Source organism: uncultured Porphyromonas sp., assembly GCF_905372525.1.
Lineage (GTDB): Bacteria > Bacteroidota > Bacteroidia > Bacteroidales > Porphyromonadaceae > Porphyromonas.
In genome coordinates, this window is sequence record NZ_CAJPPN010000024.1 from 1 (window position 1) to 18,466 (window position 18,466).

The 18,466-nt window shown below is 57.0% G+C and carries 12 protein-coding genes; 9 read left to right on the top strand and 3 right to left on the bottom strand.

Annotated elements, in window-relative coordinates:
* The first annotated feature begins 1,030 nt into the window (after positions 1-1,030).
* The 8 genes from QZ170_RS05715 (at position 1,031) to QZ170_RS05750 (ending at position 11,768) form a co-directional block, all read left to right on the top strand.
* Positions 1,031-1,993, top strand: coding sequence for an ROK family protein (locus QZ170_RS05715; RefSeq protein WP_297178440.1), 963 nt, complete (start codon positions 1,031-1,033; stop codon positions 1,991-1,993).
* A 104-nt stretch (positions 1,994-2,097) separates the two neighbouring features.
* Positions 2,098-2,640 carry an NUDIX domain-containing protein gene (locus tag QZ170_RS05720; protein WP_297178442.1) on the top strand — a complete coding sequence of 181 codons (543 nt, stop codon included), beginning with the start codon at positions 2,098-2,100 and terminating at the stop codon, positions 2,638-2,640.
* A 21-nt stretch (positions 2,641-2,661) separates the two neighbouring features.
* The gene (locus QZ170_RS05725) at positions 2,662-3,555 is read left to right on the top strand and encodes a sodium Bile acid symporter family protein (RefSeq protein ID WP_297178445.1); all 894 of its coding nucleotides are present in this window, start codon (positions 2,662-2,664) and stop codon (positions 3,553-3,555) included.
* A 10-nt stretch (positions 3,556-3,565) separates the two neighbouring features.
* Entirely contained in the window at positions 3,566-6,667 is a 3,102-nt protein-coding gene (locus QZ170_RS05730) for a glycoside hydrolase family 2 TIM barrel-domain containing protein (RefSeq protein WP_297178448.1), read from the top strand.
* A gap of 350 nt (positions 6,668-7,017) precedes the next feature.
* Complete coding sequence (locus tag QZ170_RS05735; RefSeq protein WP_297178451.1) at positions 7,018-7,824, top strand: glycogen/starch synthase; 807 nt, start codon at positions 7,018-7,020, stop codon at positions 7,822-7,824.
* Positions 7,821-9,233 (top strand): DUF4270 family protein, encoded by a 1,413-nt coding sequence (locus tag QZ170_RS05740; protein WP_297178454.1) that lies wholly within the window; start codon positions 7,821-7,823, stop codon positions 9,231-9,233. The genes QZ170_RS05735 and QZ170_RS05740 overlap by 4 nt, the downstream gene beginning before the upstream one ends.
* 99 nt (positions 9,234-9,332) lie before the next feature.
* A complete protein-coding gene (locus QZ170_RS05745) occupies positions 9,333-10,598 on the top strand; it encodes an MFS transporter (protein ID WP_297178458.1) in 1,266 nt (421 codons plus the stop codon).
* Between the two features lie 27 nt (positions 10,599-10,625).
* On the top strand, positions 10,626-11,768 hold the full coding sequence (locus tag QZ170_RS05750; RefSeq protein ID WP_297178461.1) for a glycosyltransferase family 1 protein: 1,143 nt from the start codon (positions 10,626-10,628) through the stop codon (positions 11,766-11,768).
* Positions 11,769-11,895: 127 nt separating this feature from the next.
* Here the strand turns inward: QZ170_RS05750 and QZ170_RS05755 are convergent, their stop codons facing one another.
* Entirely contained in the window at positions 11,896-13,761 is a 1,866-nt protein-coding gene (locus QZ170_RS05755; RefSeq protein ID WP_297178463.1) for an oxaloacetate decarboxylase, read from the bottom strand.
* 43 nt (positions 13,762-13,804) lie between these two features.
* Entirely contained in the window at positions 13,805-14,539 is a 735-nt protein-coding gene (locus QZ170_RS05760; RefSeq protein WP_297178467.1) for a 16S rRNA (uracil(1498)-N(3))-methyltransferase, read from the bottom strand.
* Positions 14,540-15,412: 873 nt separating this feature from the next.
* Here QZ170_RS05760 and QZ170_RS05765 point away from each other — a divergent pair.
* Positions 15,413-16,663 (top strand): U32 family peptidase, encoded by a 1,251-nt coding sequence (locus tag QZ170_RS05765; protein WP_297178470.1) that lies wholly within the window; start codon positions 15,413-15,415, stop codon positions 16,661-16,663.
* 116 nt (positions 16,664-16,779) lie between these two features.
* Here the strand turns inward: QZ170_RS05765 and pafA are convergent, their stop codons facing one another.
* Positions 16,780-18,450, bottom strand: a complete 1,671-nt coding sequence (pafA, locus tag QZ170_RS05770) for an alkaline phosphatase PafA (RefSeq protein WP_297178473.1) — start codon at positions 18,448-18,450, stop codon at positions 16,780-16,782.
* Positions 18,451-18,466: the final 16 nt, after the last annotated feature.

Genomic DNA, 18,466 nt, shown 5'->3' on the forward strand with positions numbered 1-18,466 from the left:
CTCATCCGAGGCACGCCCCTTTACTCCCTACTTTTACCCTCCCCCACCCTCTTCACTCCCTCTACTCTATACATTATGGAGTAGAGGAAGTGCTTCTCTACCCCTATTTAGAAGGGAGGATAGGTAGTGGACATCAGGTGGGTATCCTAGGGATAACCCCACTAGTCACCCACATCGACTATCCACCCCCTACCCCTCTGATGGGAGCGACGCTGGGAGGATGTAGATAACCCCAAGAGTTATCCCTCCTTCATACACACGTTAAAAAGTATTCGCAGTGTAAAGAGGATAGCCAATGCGTGGACAAAAAGTGATCGCGTCATTGAGACCTCTATCCATGAGTCATTTACCCCTGTGTATTGTATGTGAATAAGCGGGGACAAGGGGGAGGGATAAGGTCGTGTATTACATTTTCTCCCCCACGGACACTTAGCTCCCTTACCCACCAATCCACCGCCTATAACAACAACAGGAGATAAAGAGAGAATATATATTTATCCTTTATTTAACCACTAATACTAAGGTGGGTGGATAAGCCCACCTCTGCCCCGACGTAGACGGGATCGACCGGGGCGAAGTGAGGGCGGGGCAGAGGCGTCCCTGACCGATCTATCAGGGCTGATGCATGAAATCACTATAGTGCAAGGTCGTGAAGGAGTATACGCCGAAGATAGAAGTATCTATGTCCTAAGTGTAGAGATCCCCAGCGAATACCTCCTACCTAGGAGGAATGAGTATACACGTGTGTACACAACTGTATACACGCGTGTACACAAGTGCGCTCTAAGTATCTCCTCTGTAGAGCTCGCTTGTGTGTCTGTCTCTTGGGCATAATGCCTAGGATCCTTAGTGATGGGCTAAGGCTCCCTGGGATGTGATATAATCCCCCCGAAGATCCAAAGCCAGGAGTGTGCGAGCGAGATCATGTGTCGGCCCTGACCGATCTATAGGCTAGGGGCGGTCTCTAGGCTAAAACTATTATCTTTGCTCATGATACATCGCTATTCGCGTATTATATACAGACGTAACAATGGAAAAGCCCTATGTAATAGGTGTAGACCTCGGAGGTACTAACACCGTCTTCGGCGTCGTGGACGCCCGTGGTAATGTCGTCGTGAGTGCCTCGATCAAGACCGGTACGCACAACGATATTGAGCTCTATCTAAATGACCTCGTCGGGGGCATCAATATGCTCATCGATCAGGTAGGTGGCAAGGACAAGATACGTGGCATCGGCGTAGGCGCCCCTAATGGGAACTACTTCAGTGGCTCGATCGAGTTCGCTCCTAACCTCCCCTGGAAGGGCAAGATCCCCTTGGCACAGATGATACAGGATCGCATAGGGATCGGCGTCGTACTGACGAACGATGCCAATGCCGCTGCTATCGGTGAGATGACCTATGGTGCAGCTCGCGGGATGAAGGACTTCATCGTCATCACCCTCGGTACTGGGGTCGGTAGTGGGATCGTCGTAGGCGGACAGCTCGTCTATGGGCACGACGGCTTCGCTGGTGAGCTCGGGCACATGATCGTCCGCCGTAACGGACGTATGTGTGGCTGTGGACGTCAGGGCTGTCTGGAGACCTATACCTCTGCTACGGGGGTTGCCCGTACGGCACGTGAGTACCTCACCATCCGCTCGGATGAGAGCAAGCTCCGTCTACTAGACATCGATAGCATCACCTCCAAGGACGTCTTCGACGCTGCTGTAGCCGGTGACCAGCTCGCTCTGGAGATCTTCGAGAGCACAGGAGCTATCCTCGGTGAGGCGTGTGCGGACTTCGTCACCTTCTCCTCTCCTGAGGCAATCATCTTCTTCGGTGGTCTGACCAAGTCCGGCGACCTACTGATGAACCCTATCCGTCACCACATGGAGAAGAACCTACTGGCGATCTACAAGGGGAAGACCAAGCTCCTACTCTCACAGCTCAAGGAGAGCGATGCTGCCGTGCTCGGTGCTAGCGCCCTCGGCTGGGAAGCTAAGGAGCTCTAAGGGGCACGATACGACTATATACAGCGCAGAGCCAGCTCAGGGATCACTAGAGATAGGTATCGCCTCTGCTGGCTCTGCGCCGTCCTTTCTTCACCATACGAGCTATGATCCAGCATCCATTATCTTCGTTTCACTACTGTCCTCGTTGTGGACAGACGGGGCTCGAGCATGTGCACGGCAGGGCGATCCACTGCCCACACTGTGCCCTGACCTACTTCCACAACGTCGCCTCGGCCGTCGCCTGCTTCGTGCGAGATGATGCAGGGCGTCTGCTCTGTGTACGCCGTGGTAGAGAGCCAGCCAAGGGTACACTAGACCTACCCGGGGGCTTTGTAGACCCCGAGGAGAGTGTCGAGGAGGCCGTACGTCGGGAGCTACTCGAGGAGACAGGGCTCACGGCGGGTTGTGTACGCTACCTCTTCTCTATCCCCAATATCTACCCCTACTCGGGGCTCGATGTGTACACGGCCGATACGTTTTGGCTCGTACGTGTCCCGACCTTTGAGGGGGCTGAGGCTCGTGATGATGCTGCCGAGCTCGTCATCGTAGAGCCTAGGGAGCTGGAGGTACGACACTTCGGGCTGACCTCAGTGCGCTCCTCCATCAAGCGACTCCTAGGGGATCTCTCCCTACTGGAGGGGAAATAGTCACAGCGGGAGGAACGAGCCTTGGATCTCTCTCGACTGAAGGGCTATGCTCCGCTGTGCTTCATCACAGCGGGCGTACTGCTGTGGCGTGTGACCTCGCCCTATGCCGCCGTCCTACCATGGATCATCGCCTCGATGCTCTTCTTTGCGGTGGTGAATATGCGCCCGAGGAATATTCGTCCCCGCCCCCAGCACCTACTCCTCCTACTCCTCCAGCTCTCTATCGGCGGGGGACTCTATCTCTTACTTTCGCTCTGGAATAGGGATGTGGCATGTAGCCTCTTCATGTGCTTCCTAGCCCCAGCGGCTACCGCCGCTGGAGCTATGACGAGCCTGATGGGGGGAGATGTGGGCTTTGCTACGGGCTATACGATCGTGACCCATGCGGTCATCTGCGTCCTAGCCCCTCTGCTCCTGCCTCTGATCGGTGGAGGGGAGGGGGTGGACTTCTGGTCTCTCTCGGCAGATATTGCCCTCCTGGTCTCTCGGATGGTCGTCCTACCGATCCTGCTGGCGTGGACAGTACGTCTCGTGATGCTCCGCTTCGGCAGAGAGCCTCGTCCACACCGTCGGCTCACCTACTGGCTCTGGCTCTCCACACTGATCTTTATCCTAGGCCGTGCTGTACACTTCGTCTCTGAGGAGGGAGGGGGGAGCATACCCTTGCTCCTAGCCTCCTTTGGGGTAGGGCTCGTGGCCTGCTTCATCCAGTTCAACCTAGGGCGGGTGCTTGCCCCGAGGCTCGGGATCGAGTTGAGAGCTTGTCGGCAAGCCCTCGGCCAGAAGAATACAGCCCTCGTGCTGTGGCTGTGTATCTCCTTTCTCCATCCCCTCGTAGCACCAGGGATCGCAGGCTATATCGCCTGGCAGAATTTCTTCCTCACCTATTATATGCGCAAGGCGCACAAGAACTAACAGCAATGACATGAAGCGCACATTTACGCTCCTACTCCTACTCACTCAGGGGCTTACCGCCCTAGCACAGACCCGAGGCCAAGAGCCTTGGCTTGACCCCGAGGTCAATGCGATCCATCGTCTACCGACACATACGAGCTTCTTTGCCTTCCGCTCGGACGAGCAGACCAGAGACAAGTATGCGAGCCAGCACTTCCTCTCCCTGAATGGCCTATGGCGCTTCCACTGGGTGCGCCATGCCGATGAGCGCCCTCGGGACTTCGGGAGCCTCAGCCTCAACGACAAGGGCTGGGGCTCGATGCCCGTACCGGGTATATGGGAGGTCAATGGCTACGGAGACCCTCTGTACAGCAATGCGATCTATCCATGGCACAACCAATTCAAGAATAACCCTCCCCTCGTCCCCATCCGAGAGAACCACGTGGGGAGCTACCGCCGGAGTATCCATATCCCTGCCTCATGGCGAGGCAAGCGGGTCATCGCACACTTCGGCTCTGTGACCTCCAATATCGACCTATGGGTCAATGGACGTCCCGTGGGCTACAGCGAGGACAGCAAGGTGGAGGCAGAGTTTGACCTCACGCCCTATATCAAGTATGGGCAGGAGAACCTCATCGCCTTCCAGAGCTTCCGCTGGTCGGATGGCTCCTATCTGGAGTGTCAGGACTTCTGGCGTCTAAGTGGAGTCGCTCGTGACTGCTACCTCTACGCTCGTGAGCCTAAGGGGATCGAGGACGTGCGCCTCTCGGCAGGTATCGAGGTACCGACCTATAGGGACGGGAAGGCCAAGGGGACGCTACAGATAGAGCTGCGCAAGAGCGAGGCGAACCTACCCGTACAGCTCACCCTAAGGGATGCTGAGGGGCAGGTGGTGCTGGAGCAGAAGGGCTTCAGTGCAGCGAAGGGCTCCTTTGAGCTCGGGGAGGTCAAGACTTGGTCGTCAGAGATCCCCTATCTCTATACCCTAGAGCTCAGGACAGCTGGCGAGGTCATCCACCAGCGGGTAGGCTTCAGAGACGTACGTGTCTCTGGGGGACAGCTCCTAGTCAATGGTCAGCCGATCCTCATCAAGGGGGCCAATAGGCACGAGATAGACCCTGACGGAGCCTACTATGTATCCCGTGAGCGTATGCGTCAGGACATCCTGCTGATGAAGCAGCTCAACATGAATGCTGTACGCACCTGCCACTATCCCGACGACGACTATTGGTACCAGCTCTGTGATGAGTATGGACTCTATGTGGTCTCGGAGGCCAACCTAGAGTCTCACGGCATGGGCTACGGCAAGGAGTCTCTAGCGCATCGCAAGGACTTCCTACGTGCCCACCTAGAGCGTAACGAGCATAATGTACAGCGGGGCTTCAACCATCCGAGTATCATCATCTGGTCACTCGGCAATGAGTCGGGGCATGGAGCGAACTTCCTAGCGGCCTATGCCCTGGTGAAGAAGCTTGACCCGACACGTCCTGCCCAGTATGAGCGTTCGCGTCTCGAGGCTACCGACATCTATTGCCCTATGTATCGCCAGCCTCAGGAGATCATTAAGTACCTAGAGAGCTCCCCCAAGATGCCCCTCATACAGTGCGAGTATGCGCATGCTATGGGTAATAGCGAGGGGGGCTTCGACGAGTACTGGGAGCTCATCCGTCGCTATCCGCAGTATCAGGGGGGCTTCATCTGGGACTTCGTCGATCAGGGGCTACGCTGGCGTACACGGGATGGTCATAGCTTCTATGCCTATGGTGGAGACTTCAATCGCTATGACTACTCTGACAATAACTTCCTAGACAACGGTCTGGTCAGCCCCGACCGCCAGCTCAACCCACATGCCCATGAGGTGAGCTACGTACAGCAAAGTATCCGCCCCAGCCTAGTGGATGCACAGACGGGCAAGATCAGGCTCCACAACGAATACTTCTTCATCGACCTCAGTCGCTACGATCTACGCTGGGAGCTCTCGGTGATGGGGCGACCCGTACAGTCGGGTACTCTTGCTCTACCCGCTATAGCAGCTCAGCAGACGGGAGAGCTCGCCCTACCCTATCGCCTACCCGAGGTCTCCAGAGAGGAGGATGTGACGCTACAGCTCTCCTTCGTCCTTCGTGAGGCCGATGGGATCCTCCCCGCAGGGACTCAGGTGGCTCACGAGCAGCTCATCCTACAGCGTGGACAGATGCCTGCCCTAGAGCTCGGCAAGGAGAGAGCACAGTCTCCCCTACAGCTGGAGGACAACGATAGGAACTACTATGTCGTACGGGGTACGGACTGGAGGATAGACATAGACCGTCATACGGGCTTCGTCTCCCGCTACGAGGTGGCAGGGATCAGCCTACTGGAGGAGGGGTATCAGCTACGCCCCAACTTCTGGCGAGCTCCTACCGACAACGATATGGGGGCAGGCCTACAGCGACGCTACGAGGCCTGGCGCAAGCCCCACCTCAAGCTCACCTCCCTCAAGACCAAGGAGAGCAAGGAGGGTACACTGCAGCTACAGGCGGACTACACCCTAGAGGGTATCGGAGCTAGCCTAACCCTCCACTACACGATCGATGCCACAGGGCATATCCTCTACGAGCAGACGATGCAGCCTGCTACGGAGGGGAAGAGCCCGAACTTCTTCCGCTTCGGCCTACGGATGGAGCTCCCCAAGGCTCTTGATGAGGTGGTATACTACGGACGAGGACCTGTAGAGAACTATCCCGACCGCAAGCTCTCCCAGCCCCTCGGGCTCTATCGTAGTAGCGTCGAGGAGCTCTTCTACTCCTACATCCGTCCACAGGAGACGGGGCTAAGGAGTGACCTCAGCTACTATCGTGTCCTTGACCGAGGGGGACGTGGGCTAGAGGTGCGCTCGGATAAGCCCTTCATGGCCTCGGCACTCAATCGCTCTCTGGAGAGCCTCGATGGCTACCCCGAGAAGACCCAGCAGCACTCGGAGCTCATCCCTCGCTCCCCCTTCACCCAGCTCCTCGTCGATAGTGAGCATATGGGACTAGGGTGCTACAATAGCTGGGGTGCAGTACCTCAGGCGAAGTACCTTCTCCCCACGGATCGTCCCTACACACTCCGTGTTCTCCTAAGCCCTATTATCCCCCTTCGCCCTCGCCTCTGATCTCATAGGAGACAGTGTCGAGGAGCATAAAGGAGGTAGGAGCTACGTTATAGAGGTGAGCCCTCAGGGGATGTCGTCCCCTGAGGGCTCCGTGCCTATAGCTACACCCTAGGATGGGCTATGGGTGTCGTATGTGTGTGGAGTAGAGGAAGAGGCAAGGGGCAAGGTATGAGGGAATTCCGTATCTTTGTAAAGTATAAGGTATGTGCACCCGAGAGGTTCGCCCCTCCCCCTGTAGCCCGCTGTAGGGGGCAGGTGGAGCGAGCTAGTGTGTATGGGGTCTTGACAGGGCTCTATGGCAGGTGGCTAACGGGTCTCCTAAGTGCGAACTCTCGGTAAATAATAGACGAATGAAATCAAGACGTATACTGTACATCTCGCAGGAGATATTTCCCTATTTACCTGAGTCAGATGTCTCCCTAACGGCACGTCGCCTACCCCAAGTCATCCAGGAGGCGGGGAACGACATCCGTATCTTCATGCCACGCTTCGGAGTAATCAACGAACGACGAAATCAGCTACATGAAGTCATTCGCCTCTCTGGGATCAACATGATCATCAACAACAACGACCACCCCCTGATCATCAAGGTGGCCTCCCTCCCCACGGCACGCCTACAGGTGTACTTTATCGACAACGATGACTTCTTTCGCCGTAAGAGCCTCTTTGGCTCCGAGCCCAAGGGAGAGAACGACAACGATGAGCGCTCGATCTTCTTCGTGCGGGGTGCGCTGGAGACGATCAAGAAGCTACGCTGGATCCCAGATATCATCCACTGCCACGGTACCTTCACCGCGCTGGGGATGCTCTACCTAAAGAAGTACTACAACGAAGACCCGTGTCTGAAGAAGGCCAAGCTCGTCTTCTCCCTCTACGACGAGGCTGAACCCGTCGAGATGCCCGAGCGACTCTTCGATACCCTGAAGTACGACAAGATCAAGCCCTCCGCCGTCTCCTCCATGCAGAGCAAGGTGGACTATACAGCCCTGAGCCGTCTAGCTATCCACTATGCCCACGGCATCGTCCAGGGGAGTGCCGAGCTGCGCCCTGAGCTCCTAGAGTACATCCAGGAGCGAGGAACACACTTCCTACCCTACCCTGGCAAGGAGTTTGACGCCGAGGTATACAACGAGTTCTATAAGAAGATCCTTCCATGATACAGACCCAGTCCCTCACACGAGGTCTAGCCCTCCTCTGTCTCGGCCTACTGGCCTCCTGCTCCGATAGTCTCTCCGAGATAGGTGAGAGCGTACAGCCGGAGAGCGACAAGGTGCAGGGGGAGATGACCTACCTACAGCTAACCGCCTCGACCACCGCCGATGATAAGGTCTACTCGACCACCAACAAAGCCCTCCTCGGGGTCATCAACGACCTAGAGTATGGGAGCCAGCGCGGAGAATACATCACCCAGGTGCGTACGGCTCAGGACTTCAAGCTCTCCCCTGAGCCCCAGGATGGCACGATAGACTCCACTACCCTACGTCTCTACTATGCCCGCCGTGAGGGTAACCTCAATGCCCCGATCAAGGTAGAGGTATACGAGATAGCCAAGGGCTTCACGGGAGGGATACTCTCCCAGAGCGACCTCGAGAGCTATCGCCAGTCGGGGACGCTCGTGGGCTCAAGGAACATCGTCCCCGACCGAGACGCCTACAAGCAGAAGATCAGCCGTACGGACTCCGTCTTCTTCGTCTCGATCACGCTCTCCAAGGAGCTCGGTCAGCGTATCTACGACCTCTCCAAGAGCCACCCTGAGTACTTCGCTACGCAGGAGTCCTTTGGCAAGAATGTCCTCGGTGGTCTCCTCGTCACCCCTTCGACGGGTGCGGGCTATATGCTCCAGATAGCAGAGAGCAGTCTCCTACTCCACTACCATCGCCCACACGAGACGAAGAAGGATAGCGTAGTCCACTATGCCCAGCCCTTTGTCAATACGGAGCTCACTCCCCATCTCAACGGTCTCAGTGCTACCGAGCTCTCCAAGCTCACTGCCCCAAGCACCCAGTACACCTACGTCAAGGGCCCTGCAGGAGTCACTACGGAGCTTACCCTAGCAGCCGATCAGCTGCAGCGCCTGCTCGGCACAGCGCCTGCCCTACCTAGCGGAGTAGATAAGGAGACCTTCTTCAGACGCACGTGGCTCCTATCGGCTGCTAATGTCTCCCTACAGGTAGATAACCCGACGAAGATACTACTGAACCCCCCGACCTATATGCTCCTGATGACGAGGCAGCAGGCCGAGGAGTTCTTCAAGAGTACGAGCCCTACCCTACAGCGGGGCAAGACCTACCTCTCGGATGCCTATCGTAGTGCGTCGAAGGTATACAACTTCAGCAACATCGCCGAGCTCGTCACTCGCCACCTCGTCGAGCATGCTACCTACACCTCGGGTACGGGCTGGCAGATCACCACACCGCTCCAGCTACGGATGATCCCAGTGGCCTATAACAGTACACAGGGCTCGACGATTACCCTAGAGCAAGAGCTCTTCCCCTACTTCGTCCGCCTATCCAAGGAAGCTAAGCATCTACGTGTAGGCTTCATCACCGCTAAGCGTAAGCAGTAAGAGTCCCCCATAGGGGTAGCCCCCCGATCCCCGCACGTAGCCCACCAGAGGACGTGCTGAGATCGGGGGGTATTCTTTCATCTTAATCACAATACACACATGCACTCCGCTCACATCAAGCTACGCCTGACGGTGATGAACTTCCTTCAGTTCGCCATCTGGGGCGCGTACCTCACCTCCATGGGTCGCTATCTCGGCGATGCAGGCTTCGCCGAGGGTATTGGGAACTTCTATGCTGTCCAGGGGATCGTCTCCCTCTTCATGCCCGCACTGATGGGTATCGTGGCTGACCGATGGATACCCGCTCAGCGTCTACTAGGGCTGTGTCACGCACTCGCCGGGGGGCTGATGCTCGCACTCTTCGCTTACAGCCTGACGGAGGCACCGAGCTATTCGGTACTCTTCTCGATCTATACGCTAAGCGTGGCCTTCTATATGCCCACCTTGGCACTGAGCAACTCTGTGGCATATACCTCGCTGGAGCAGGCTGGGCTGGATCTGGTGAAGAGCTTCCCGCCGATCCGTGTCTTCGGTACGGTGGGCTTCATCTGCACGATGATCACGGTGAGCCTGATCGGTGTAGAGGCTACTAGTGGACAGTTTGCTATCTCGGGCGGTATAGGGCTGCTGCTCGCACTTTATGCCCAGACACTCCCCCACTGCCCTACGGCGCCTAAGGGCGAGGGTAAGGGGCTGGTGGAGGCTCTTGGGCTAAAGGCCTTTGCCCTCTTCAAGGAGCGTAAGATGGCGCTCTTCTTTGTCTTCTCCATGTTCCTAGGGGTAAGCCTACAGATCACCAATGGCTTTGCCAACCCCTTCATCAGTTCCTTCGGTGAAATACCTGCCTATGCCGAGACCTTTGGGGTCAAGCATGCCAATATCCTCATCTCGCTCTCCCAGCTATCGGAGACGCTGTGTATCCTACTCATCCCCTTCGCTCTGCGTCGCTTCGGTATCAAGATCGTTATGCTGATCGCTATGCTGGCGTGGGTACTCCGCTTCGCCTTCCTAGGCTTAGGCGATCCTGGGGCTGGTGTCTGGCTCTTCCTACTGAGTATGGTTGTTTATGGGGTGGCCTTTGACTTCTTCAACGTCTCGGGCTCGCTCTTCGTAGACAAGGAGACTGACCCTACGATCCGCTCCAGCGCACAGGGGCTCTTCATGATCATGACGAACGGGATCGGGGCTACCCTCGGTTCGCTCGGGGCACAAGCGGTCATTAGCCACTTCGTCTACAGCGAGCATGATGTGCATGCTCGCCTGGCAGGCTGGAGCCTAAGCTGGTATCTCTTCGCTGCCTATGCTGCTATTGTCGCTGTCCTCTTTGCTGTGCTCTTCCGCTATAGGGCGGATAGGGCACGCTAGTCCTCCCCTCTCTATCTACGCTGAGATATGACCATCGCATACGATGCCAAGCGGATCACGAACAACGCTACGGGGCTAGGCAACTATAGTCGCTTCGTGCTGGAGACGCTGACGGAGTTTCGCCCAGAGAACCGCTATCTGCTCTACTCACCCTCGACGGGTGATCCAGCCCTCTACAAGCGACTGCTCAGCCACCGCTCCGTGCACCTCTTCGCTCCCCATCGTGCGCTGGCTTTACTTGGGGGAAGCATATGGCGCAACTATTCCGTGCCCCGTCAGCTCCCCCAGCAGCACGTGGATCTCTACCATGGGCTCAGCAATGAGCTCCCTATCGGTCTCTACCGTGCTCGGCGCATCGGGACGGTAGTGACGATCCATGATCTGGCATTTGTGCGCTACCCGCAGTTCTACAAGGGCATTGACCGTCTCCTCTATCGCAAGAAGTATGGAGCCTCTGCACGACATGCTGACCGAGTGATCACCGTCAGCGAGGCTACCCGTAGGGATGTGATCGATATCTTCGGAGTGGAGGAGGAGCGGGTGACGACGGTCTATCAAGGCTGCTCCGAGGCCTTCGTCTCCATCACTCCCGAGCAGGTCGCAGAGGCACGGGGGCACTTCGCTCTACCTCGGCGCTACATCCTCTTCGTCGGCAGTGTTGAGGAGCGTAAGAACCTCGCCCTCATCGTCGAGGCTCTTGGACAGCTCCAGGATCGTGAGCTTCACCTCGTGGCCGTGGGGCGCAAGACACCCTACGTACAGACCGTGCTCGAGTGTGCTCGGCGTATGGGAGTCCTCTCCCGCCTGCACCTACTCCATGGTGTTCCCAATAGCTACCTACCGGGTATCTACGCTGGCGCAGAGGTCTTCGTCTACCCTTCTCGCTTCGAGGGCTTCGGTATCCCCATCATCGAGGCGCTCAATGCGGGTGTACCGGTCATCGGTGCTACGGGCTCTTGTCTGGAGGAGGCTGGTGGCCCTCATAGCCTCTATACAGACCCTAAGGATGCTACTATGCTGGCGGCGATGATTGATCGGGTAGTCATCGACATCTCCCTACGCAAGAGGATGATCGAGGAGGGAAGGCGCTACGTAGAGCGGTTCACCCCGAAGCGTATAGCCAAGGAGCTATCTACGATCTATGAGGAGGTGCTCCTCTCACACGAATAGTCCTCTCCCGAGCCTCATCCTAGGGTAAAGCTAATCCCGATACCCTAAGGAACAAGCCTAAATAATATGCCCCACTCCTCAGCCTATGAGGAGTGGGGCATATCGCTTATTGGGGGTGCGGAGGTGGCTACTTTGCCCCTCTCTGCTTGCGGATGACGTGGCGTACCTCCTCGAGCTTCTCTACACGCTGTAGACGCTCGGGCTCTGTCTCGGTGAAGAGCTCTTCGTGGTCGGCGGGACGTACATAGGCCAGAGCTTCACCCTTGCGGATGTTGGCACCCTGAGCGACGACCTCGCTGAGGCGACCCGTGAAGTTCGAGATCACGGGCTCAAAGTACCCTGCGGTCGTCTGGATGTAGCAGAGGGGCTCATTGGTCTTGATAGCCGTGCCTACTGCAGGTGCCGTAGAGTAATCCTCAGGATCTACCTCCCAGATGATCTGACCGGAGGCAGGGGCGCTGATAGGCTCTGTGCCCTGGCGCTTGACCTTCAGTGCATCTTCTTCGCTGTAGCCCTGCTTGACGAGGGCAGCCGTCTTGGCCTTGTCTAGGTCAGCCTGGAAGCGTTCCTTCGCTACACCGCTCTTGTAGTCACGATACTGAGACTCGTGCATGGCGAACTCGAAGAGCTCTTCGTCGTCCTCACCGAGCTCCCAGCCGTTCTCTGCCATCTCCTTGCGATACTTGTCGAGGGCATCGGGATAGTTGAGCTGTGGATCTTCGGTCGTGAACTCGAGGCCCTTCTCCTTGGCTAGGGCGATGATCTCTGGATCGAGCTTACCGGGGAGCTGTCCGGACTTACCGAGGATCATACCCCAGGTGTTGTTGTCGATAGCTTCCCAGCGACCCTTGCCGATGGTGAGGTTGTAGACGTTCATCAGAGCTACATTCTTCACATACTGGCTGAATGGTGTGACGAGTGGGGGATAGCCCAGACGTGGCCATACATAGGCTACTTCGTCGAAGAGGCGCACGAGCAGGTCGTCTACGGTGAGCTCCTTCTCGCCCTTCTTGCGTAGGTGCATGTTGATACCAGCGTGTACCCCCTTGAGGTCAGCCATCATCGAGCCCATCATCCCACCGGGTAGACCACAACCTACGAGTAGGGAGGAGGTCAGGAGGTTAGAGCGGTCCATGAAGTAGCCGAGGAAGTCGTCGATGAACTCCTGTGTGAGGGCACGAGCACGCATATAGGCGTCCATGTTGATCTCGGGTACCTTGTAGCCAGCGTCTAGGAGCATCTCACGGATGGTGATGACGTCTGGGTGGATCTTACCCCACGAGAGGGGCTCCATAGCTACGTCGATGATGTCGGCACCGTTGTCACAGACCTCGAGCATGGAGGCTACGGAGAAGCCAGGGCCAGAGTGGCCGTGGTACTCGATGATGACCTCGGGGTGCTTGGTCTTGATGGCCTTGACGAGACGGCCGAGGAAGCGAGGGCGTCCGACACCAGCCATATCCTTGAGGCAGATCTCGGGGGCACCAGCAGCGATGAACTGGTCGGCTAGGCTAGCGTAGTACTCTACGGTGTGTACAGGCGAGTGGGTAATACAGAGTGTGGCCTGTGGGATCATACCAGCCTCCTTGGCGTACTTGATGGAGGGGATGACGTTACGTGGGTCGTTGAGCCCGTCGAAGATACGGGTGATGTCTACGCCCTGAGCCTTCTTGACCTTGTACATCAGGCGACGTACGTCGGCAGGTACGGGGAACATACGCAGACCGTTGAGTCCACGGTCGAGCATGTGGGTCTGGATACCCGCTTCGTTCAGGGGCTTGGTGAAGGCACGTACAGCCTTGTTGGGGTTCTCCCCATAGAGGAGGTTCACCTGCTCGAAGGCACCGCCATTGGTCTCCACACGAGCGAAGCAGCCCATCTCGACGAGTACGGGAGCGATACGCTCGAGCTGATCCCGACGGGGCTGATACTTACCCGAGGACTGCCACATGTCGCGGTAGATGAGGCTGAATTTGATTTCTCTCTGCTTCATAAGAGTCAAAAGGTTGTTTTAGGTATTTATTATTTACTATTCCTTAGTCACATGGTGGGTGGAGCATACTCAGGGTGTGTAGCCACTGTAGGGCGATGAGCCCTGCCGTCTCGGTACGCAGACGGCTCTCCCCGAGGGTGATGGGGACGAAGCCCGTGCGTAGAGCCTCCTCGATCTCTTCGGTCGTGAAGTCCCCATCCGGCCCGATGGCTATCAGTACATCTTCCCCGGGGACGAAGGCACGATCTATGGTCACCCGATCGGGGCTGATGCCCTCACGGCAATGGGCGATGAGGCGTACGCTCTGCCGAGCCTCGGCGAAGAGCTCGGCTGCGCTGACGTCTGTACGTAGGGTGGGGAGGAGAGCCTTCTGTGACTGCTTCATCGCACTCTGTACGATGCGCTCTAGTCGCTCTGTGTGGACATGCTTGCGCTCGGAGTGCTTAGTGCGAAGGAGGATGATCTCATCCACACCTACCTCTACCATCTTCTCTATCATCCATTCGATGCGGTCGATATTCTTGGTCGGGGCGACAGCTATGCTCCAGTGTGCGGGCCAGTACTTGTGCCAAGTCTCCTCTCTAGTGATCGAGACGAGGCAGTGACGGCGATCCACGGCGGTGACGACGGTCTCATAGAGTGTACCCCGGCCATCGGTGACGAGCAGTTCGTCGCCGACAGAGGTACGTAGAGCTCTGATCGCGTGTAAGGCCTCGGCCTCAGGGAGCTGCTGTTCCTCGCGCAGCTGGGGTGCGTAAAAGAGTGGTAGATCCTTCATCCAAGCATCATGTCCATTTACTCTACCAAAGTTAGTCTTTTTGTGGCAAATAGCGGGTGGTATAGCTTCTCGGGGGGAGGTCGTAGTCTCTACGAAGGTTCCTAGCCTCATCGAGAGCTACCCGTCCTAGCCCCGGGGTGGATAGCCCGAATAGGGTAGAGAGCCCTGTAGTCACAGGCGTTGTGGCAGGGGTGAAGAGTCCCTTACTGAGGGCGTCTCAGCGCCCTTACCGAGAGCGCTGAAGCGTTCTTACCGAGAGCGTCTCAGCGCTCCTATAATGATCGCCTCAGCGTTCTTACCGAGAGCGCAGAGGCGATCATACCGAGAGCGTTTTGAGCCCCCTCGATAGTGCCTAGATAGGGCTCATGGAGCATACCTAAGCGGGGTGCGTGCCTGACGGGGAGCGAGGCTAGCCTATCGGAGGGGACGAGCCCCCCCGGGGGCACTAGGTCCGACGCATGATCTCGCTCGCACACTCCTACCTTTGTTTTTTCGGGGGGATTATTTCATATCCTAGGGAGCTTTAGCCCACCACTAAAGATCCTAGGCATTATCCCCAAGGGAAAGACCTACAAGTGAGCCCTACGGAGGATATACTTAGAGCGAGGTAGTGTACACGCGTGTATACTGTTGTGTACACGTGGGTATACAGATGTGTACACACGTGTATACTCATCCCTCCTAGGTAGGAAGTCTTTGCTAGGCATATCCAGACTAAGACATAGATACTTCTATCTTCGGCGTATACTCCCCCACGACCTTGCCCTCGCACTATAGCGATTTCATACGTCAGCCCTGGGTAGGAGTGCACGTGATCCCTAGGCTTGGCTCATTTTGCACTATCTTTGTGGGCTAAATGAATGGTTATCACTAATGAATAGGAACGAATATGAAATCATGGCTCCCGTCGGGTCGTATGAGTCGCTCATGGCGGCGATCAATGCGGGAGCTGACTCTGTATACTTCGGCATCGAAGGGCTGAACATGCGCTCCAAGAGTGCCAATAACTTCACCACCGAAGACCTCTACCGCATCGCAGGGATTTGCCGTGAGCACGGGGTGAAGAGCTACCTCACCGTCAATACGATCATCTATGACGAAGACCTCGAGCTCATGCGTCGTATCATCGATGCCGCTAAGGATGCCGAGGTCTCCTCCATCATCGCTGCCGACGTGGCTGCTATGCTCTACGCTCGTAGTATCGGTGTAGAGGTACACCTATCCACCCAGCTCAATATCACCAATGTCGAGGCGCTGCGCTTCTATGCTCAGTTCGCCGACGTCGTGGTCCTAGCCCGTGAGCTGAATATGGATCAGGTGGCAGCTATCCACCGTGCGATCCTCGAGGAGCCCATCCTCGGGCCCGGAGGTCAGCCCATACGTATCGAGATGTTCGCCCACGGAGCCCTCTGCATGGCGGTCTCGGGCAAGTGCTACCTAAGCCTCCACGAGCACGGCAAGAGTGCCAACCGTGGCTCCTGCTCCCAGGTCTGCCGTCGCTCCTACGAGGTGCGGGACAAGGAGACCGGTATCGAGCTGGAGGTGGACAACGAGTATATCATGTCCCCCAAGGACCTCAAGACGATCCACTTCCTCAACAAGATGCTGGACTCGGGCGTGCGGGTACTCAAGATCGAGGGGCGTGCTCGTGGCCCCGAGTACGTCGATGCCGTCGTGCGTGCCTACCGAGAGGCCGTAGACAGCTACCTCGCTGGGACGTTCGATGAGGCACGTGTGGAGCAGTGGGACAAGCACCTCGGTGAGGTCTTCAACCGTGGCTTCTGGGATGGCTACTATCTGGGACAAAGGCTCGGGGAATGGACTTCGAGCTATGGCTCCTCCGCCACGAAGCAGAAGGTCTATGTAGCCAAGACCAACAAGTACTTCTCCAAGATCGGTGTCGGAGAGTTTGCCGTAGAGAGTGGGGAGCTCCGGGTGGGGGACGAGATCCTCATCACGGGTCAGACGACGGGGCTTGTACGCTTCACCATCGAGGAGATCCGTGTCGAGATGGATCCCGTAGAGCGAGCCGTCAAAGGCCAAGTTTGCTCCATCGCAGTCCCCGAGAAGGTACGCCCCGGTGACCGAGTCTACATCTTCACCGACCGCAAGGTAGCGCAGTAGCCACAGCCTACCCTCTTCACACAAAGTAAAAGCGACACACTGAGCCCCAGCTCAGTGTGTCGCTTCTATTTATTCTCTATCCCTGTCCTTTACGTGGACGTGGGTGGAGCGTCTTGTTAGTCTTCGTTTGCGAAGGCCTCGGTGATGGGATGGCCGATACAGCCACTGGGGTACTGGGTCTTCAGTAGCGCCGCTAGCGTGGCGGCGATATCCGTGATGTTCGTCTCACGGTAGAGATGCCCCTGACGGATACCCTTACCCATGAAGATGAGGGGAATATGGGTGTCGTAGGGCGACCAGACACCGTGCGTCGTGCCACGTGGGGTCTCCGCACTACCCTTGGAGTACCATCCTGGGTCGGGGATGACGAAGATGTCGCCACTACGCCCCTTGCGGTAGCCATTGATGATACGTGTCTTGATCGCCTCGGGGATGGGGGCGCTTACGACTTCGTCTGCAAGGATGGCATAGGCGACACCGGGGAGCTTGTCCTTGAGGGCCTGGCAGATGGTGCGCTGTAGGGCGCTGCGGTTGATGCCGAGGGAGTCGATACGGGCATCGTTGAAGAAGACCTGATAGTTGAAGTACGCACGTATGACACCGGCATTCGCTCCGAGGGTTTTATTTACCACGGAGTCGATGATCTGACGTGCTATATCGGAGCGTAGCGCCTCGCCGGGGATCTTGTGGTCCTTGTCGAAGGTGAGGTTGTGCGCTGCTGCGTGGTCGGCGGTGAGGATGAAGAGGTATTCGCCCTCCCCGACCTTCTTATCTAGGTAGCTAAGGAAGTCAGCTAGGTCTCGGTCTAGGCGCAGGTAGGTGTCCTCCGTCTCCACAGCGAACGTCCCGTAGCGGTGTCCCACATAGTCCGTCGCCGAGTGGCTCATGGCAAGGAAGTCAGTCTCCTCACCTTCGCCCAGATGCTCGCCCTCGATAGCAGCCTTGGCGATCTCAAAGGTCAGTGTATTCCCAAAGGGCGTCGTGCGGATCACCCCGAGTCCCTCGGTCTTCATCAGCTTCTTGGTGTCGAGAGGTAGGGTAGCAGGGATCTCACCCTTCTTGCCCCAGGGCTGCTCGTAGTCGTTCTTGTCGGCAGTGCTCTCCCGATAGGTCTTGAGGTCATAGAGAGGCTTCCAGCCTTGGCTGAGGAGCTCCTTGACTCGACCACGTGCATTGAACTTCTTGACCCAATCAGGCAGGTCTGTACGATAGTAAGTACTCGTGATGAAGTGCCCAGAGGCATCATCGAGCCAATAGGCTCCGTTCGTCGTATGCCCTGCGGGAAGGATAGAGGCTCTGTCCTTGATGGCGACACCGATGGTCTTAGAGCGGAAGTTGGTAGCTATACGTAGCTCGTCGGCGATGGTGGTCGTCAGGAGGTTACGTGGCGACATCTGCCCGCTCTTACCGTTGGGTACCCCTACGGAGGCTACGAGGGTGTCCTGCGTGCAGTAGATGGGCTTGCCGTCCTTGAAGAAGTCGTTGCCTGCTATACCATGGATAGCGGGCACGCTCCCCGTGTGTACGGAGCTATGGCCGATGGCGGTGTAGGCAGGGATGTAGTTGATGCGTGTATTCTCGCAGTTGAAGCCCCGAGAGAGGAGCCTCTTGAAGCCTCCATCGACAAAGCGTGCTTGGTAGCGATAGAGGTAGTCCCAGGTCATCTGGTCTACCATCATCGTGACCACTAGTCGAGGGCGACCGTGCTGTGCGGCCTCGGAGCGAGGAGCCGAGACGAGCGCCGTGAGGGCGAGGGCTAGGAGCCGAAGGGTAGTCGTTCGTGTCATTGGTCTATACTATGTA

Bases quoted from the DNA above. Each gene is read 5' to 3' on its own strand.
- QZ170_RS05715 (WP_297178440.1), top strand. From the start codon at position 1,031: ATGGAAAAGCCCTATGTAATAGGTGTAGACCTCGGAGGTACTAACACC.
- QZ170_RS05720 (WP_297178442.1), top strand. From the start codon at position 2,098: ATGATCCAGCATCCATTATCTTCGTTTCACTACTGTCCTCGTTGTGGA.
- QZ170_RS05730 (WP_297178448.1), top strand. From the start codon at position 3,566: ATGAAGCGCACATTTACGCTCCTACTCCTACTCACTCAGGGGCTTACC.
- QZ170_RS05735 (WP_297178451.1), top strand. From the start codon at position 7,018: ATGAAATCAAGACGTATACTGTACATCTCGCAGGAGATATTTCCCTAT.
- QZ170_RS05740 (WP_297178454.1), top strand. From the start codon at position 7,821: ATGATACAGACCCAGTCCCTCACACGAGGTCTAGCCCTCCTCTGTCTC.
- QZ170_RS05745 (WP_297178458.1), top strand. From the start codon at position 9,333: ATGCACTCCGCTCACATCAAGCTACGCCTGACGGTGATGAACTTCCTT.
- QZ170_RS05750 (WP_297178461.1), top strand. From the start codon at position 10,626: ATGACCATCGCATACGATGCCAAGCGGATCACGAACAACGCTACGGGG.
- QZ170_RS05755 (WP_297178463.1), bottom strand. From the start codon at position 13,761: ATGAAGCAGAGAGAAATCAAATTCAGCCTCATCTACCGCGACATGTGG.
- QZ170_RS05760 (WP_297178467.1), bottom strand. From the start codon at position 14,539: ATGAAGGATCTACCACTCTTTTACGCACCCCAGCTGCGCGAGGAACAG.
- QZ170_RS05765 (WP_297178470.1), top strand. From the start codon at position 15,413: ATGAATAGGAACGAATATGAAATCATGGCTCCCGTCGGGTCGTATGAG.
- pafA (WP_297178473.1), bottom strand. From the start codon at position 18,450: ATGACACGAACGACTACCCTTCGGCTCCTAGCCCTCGCCCTCACGGCG.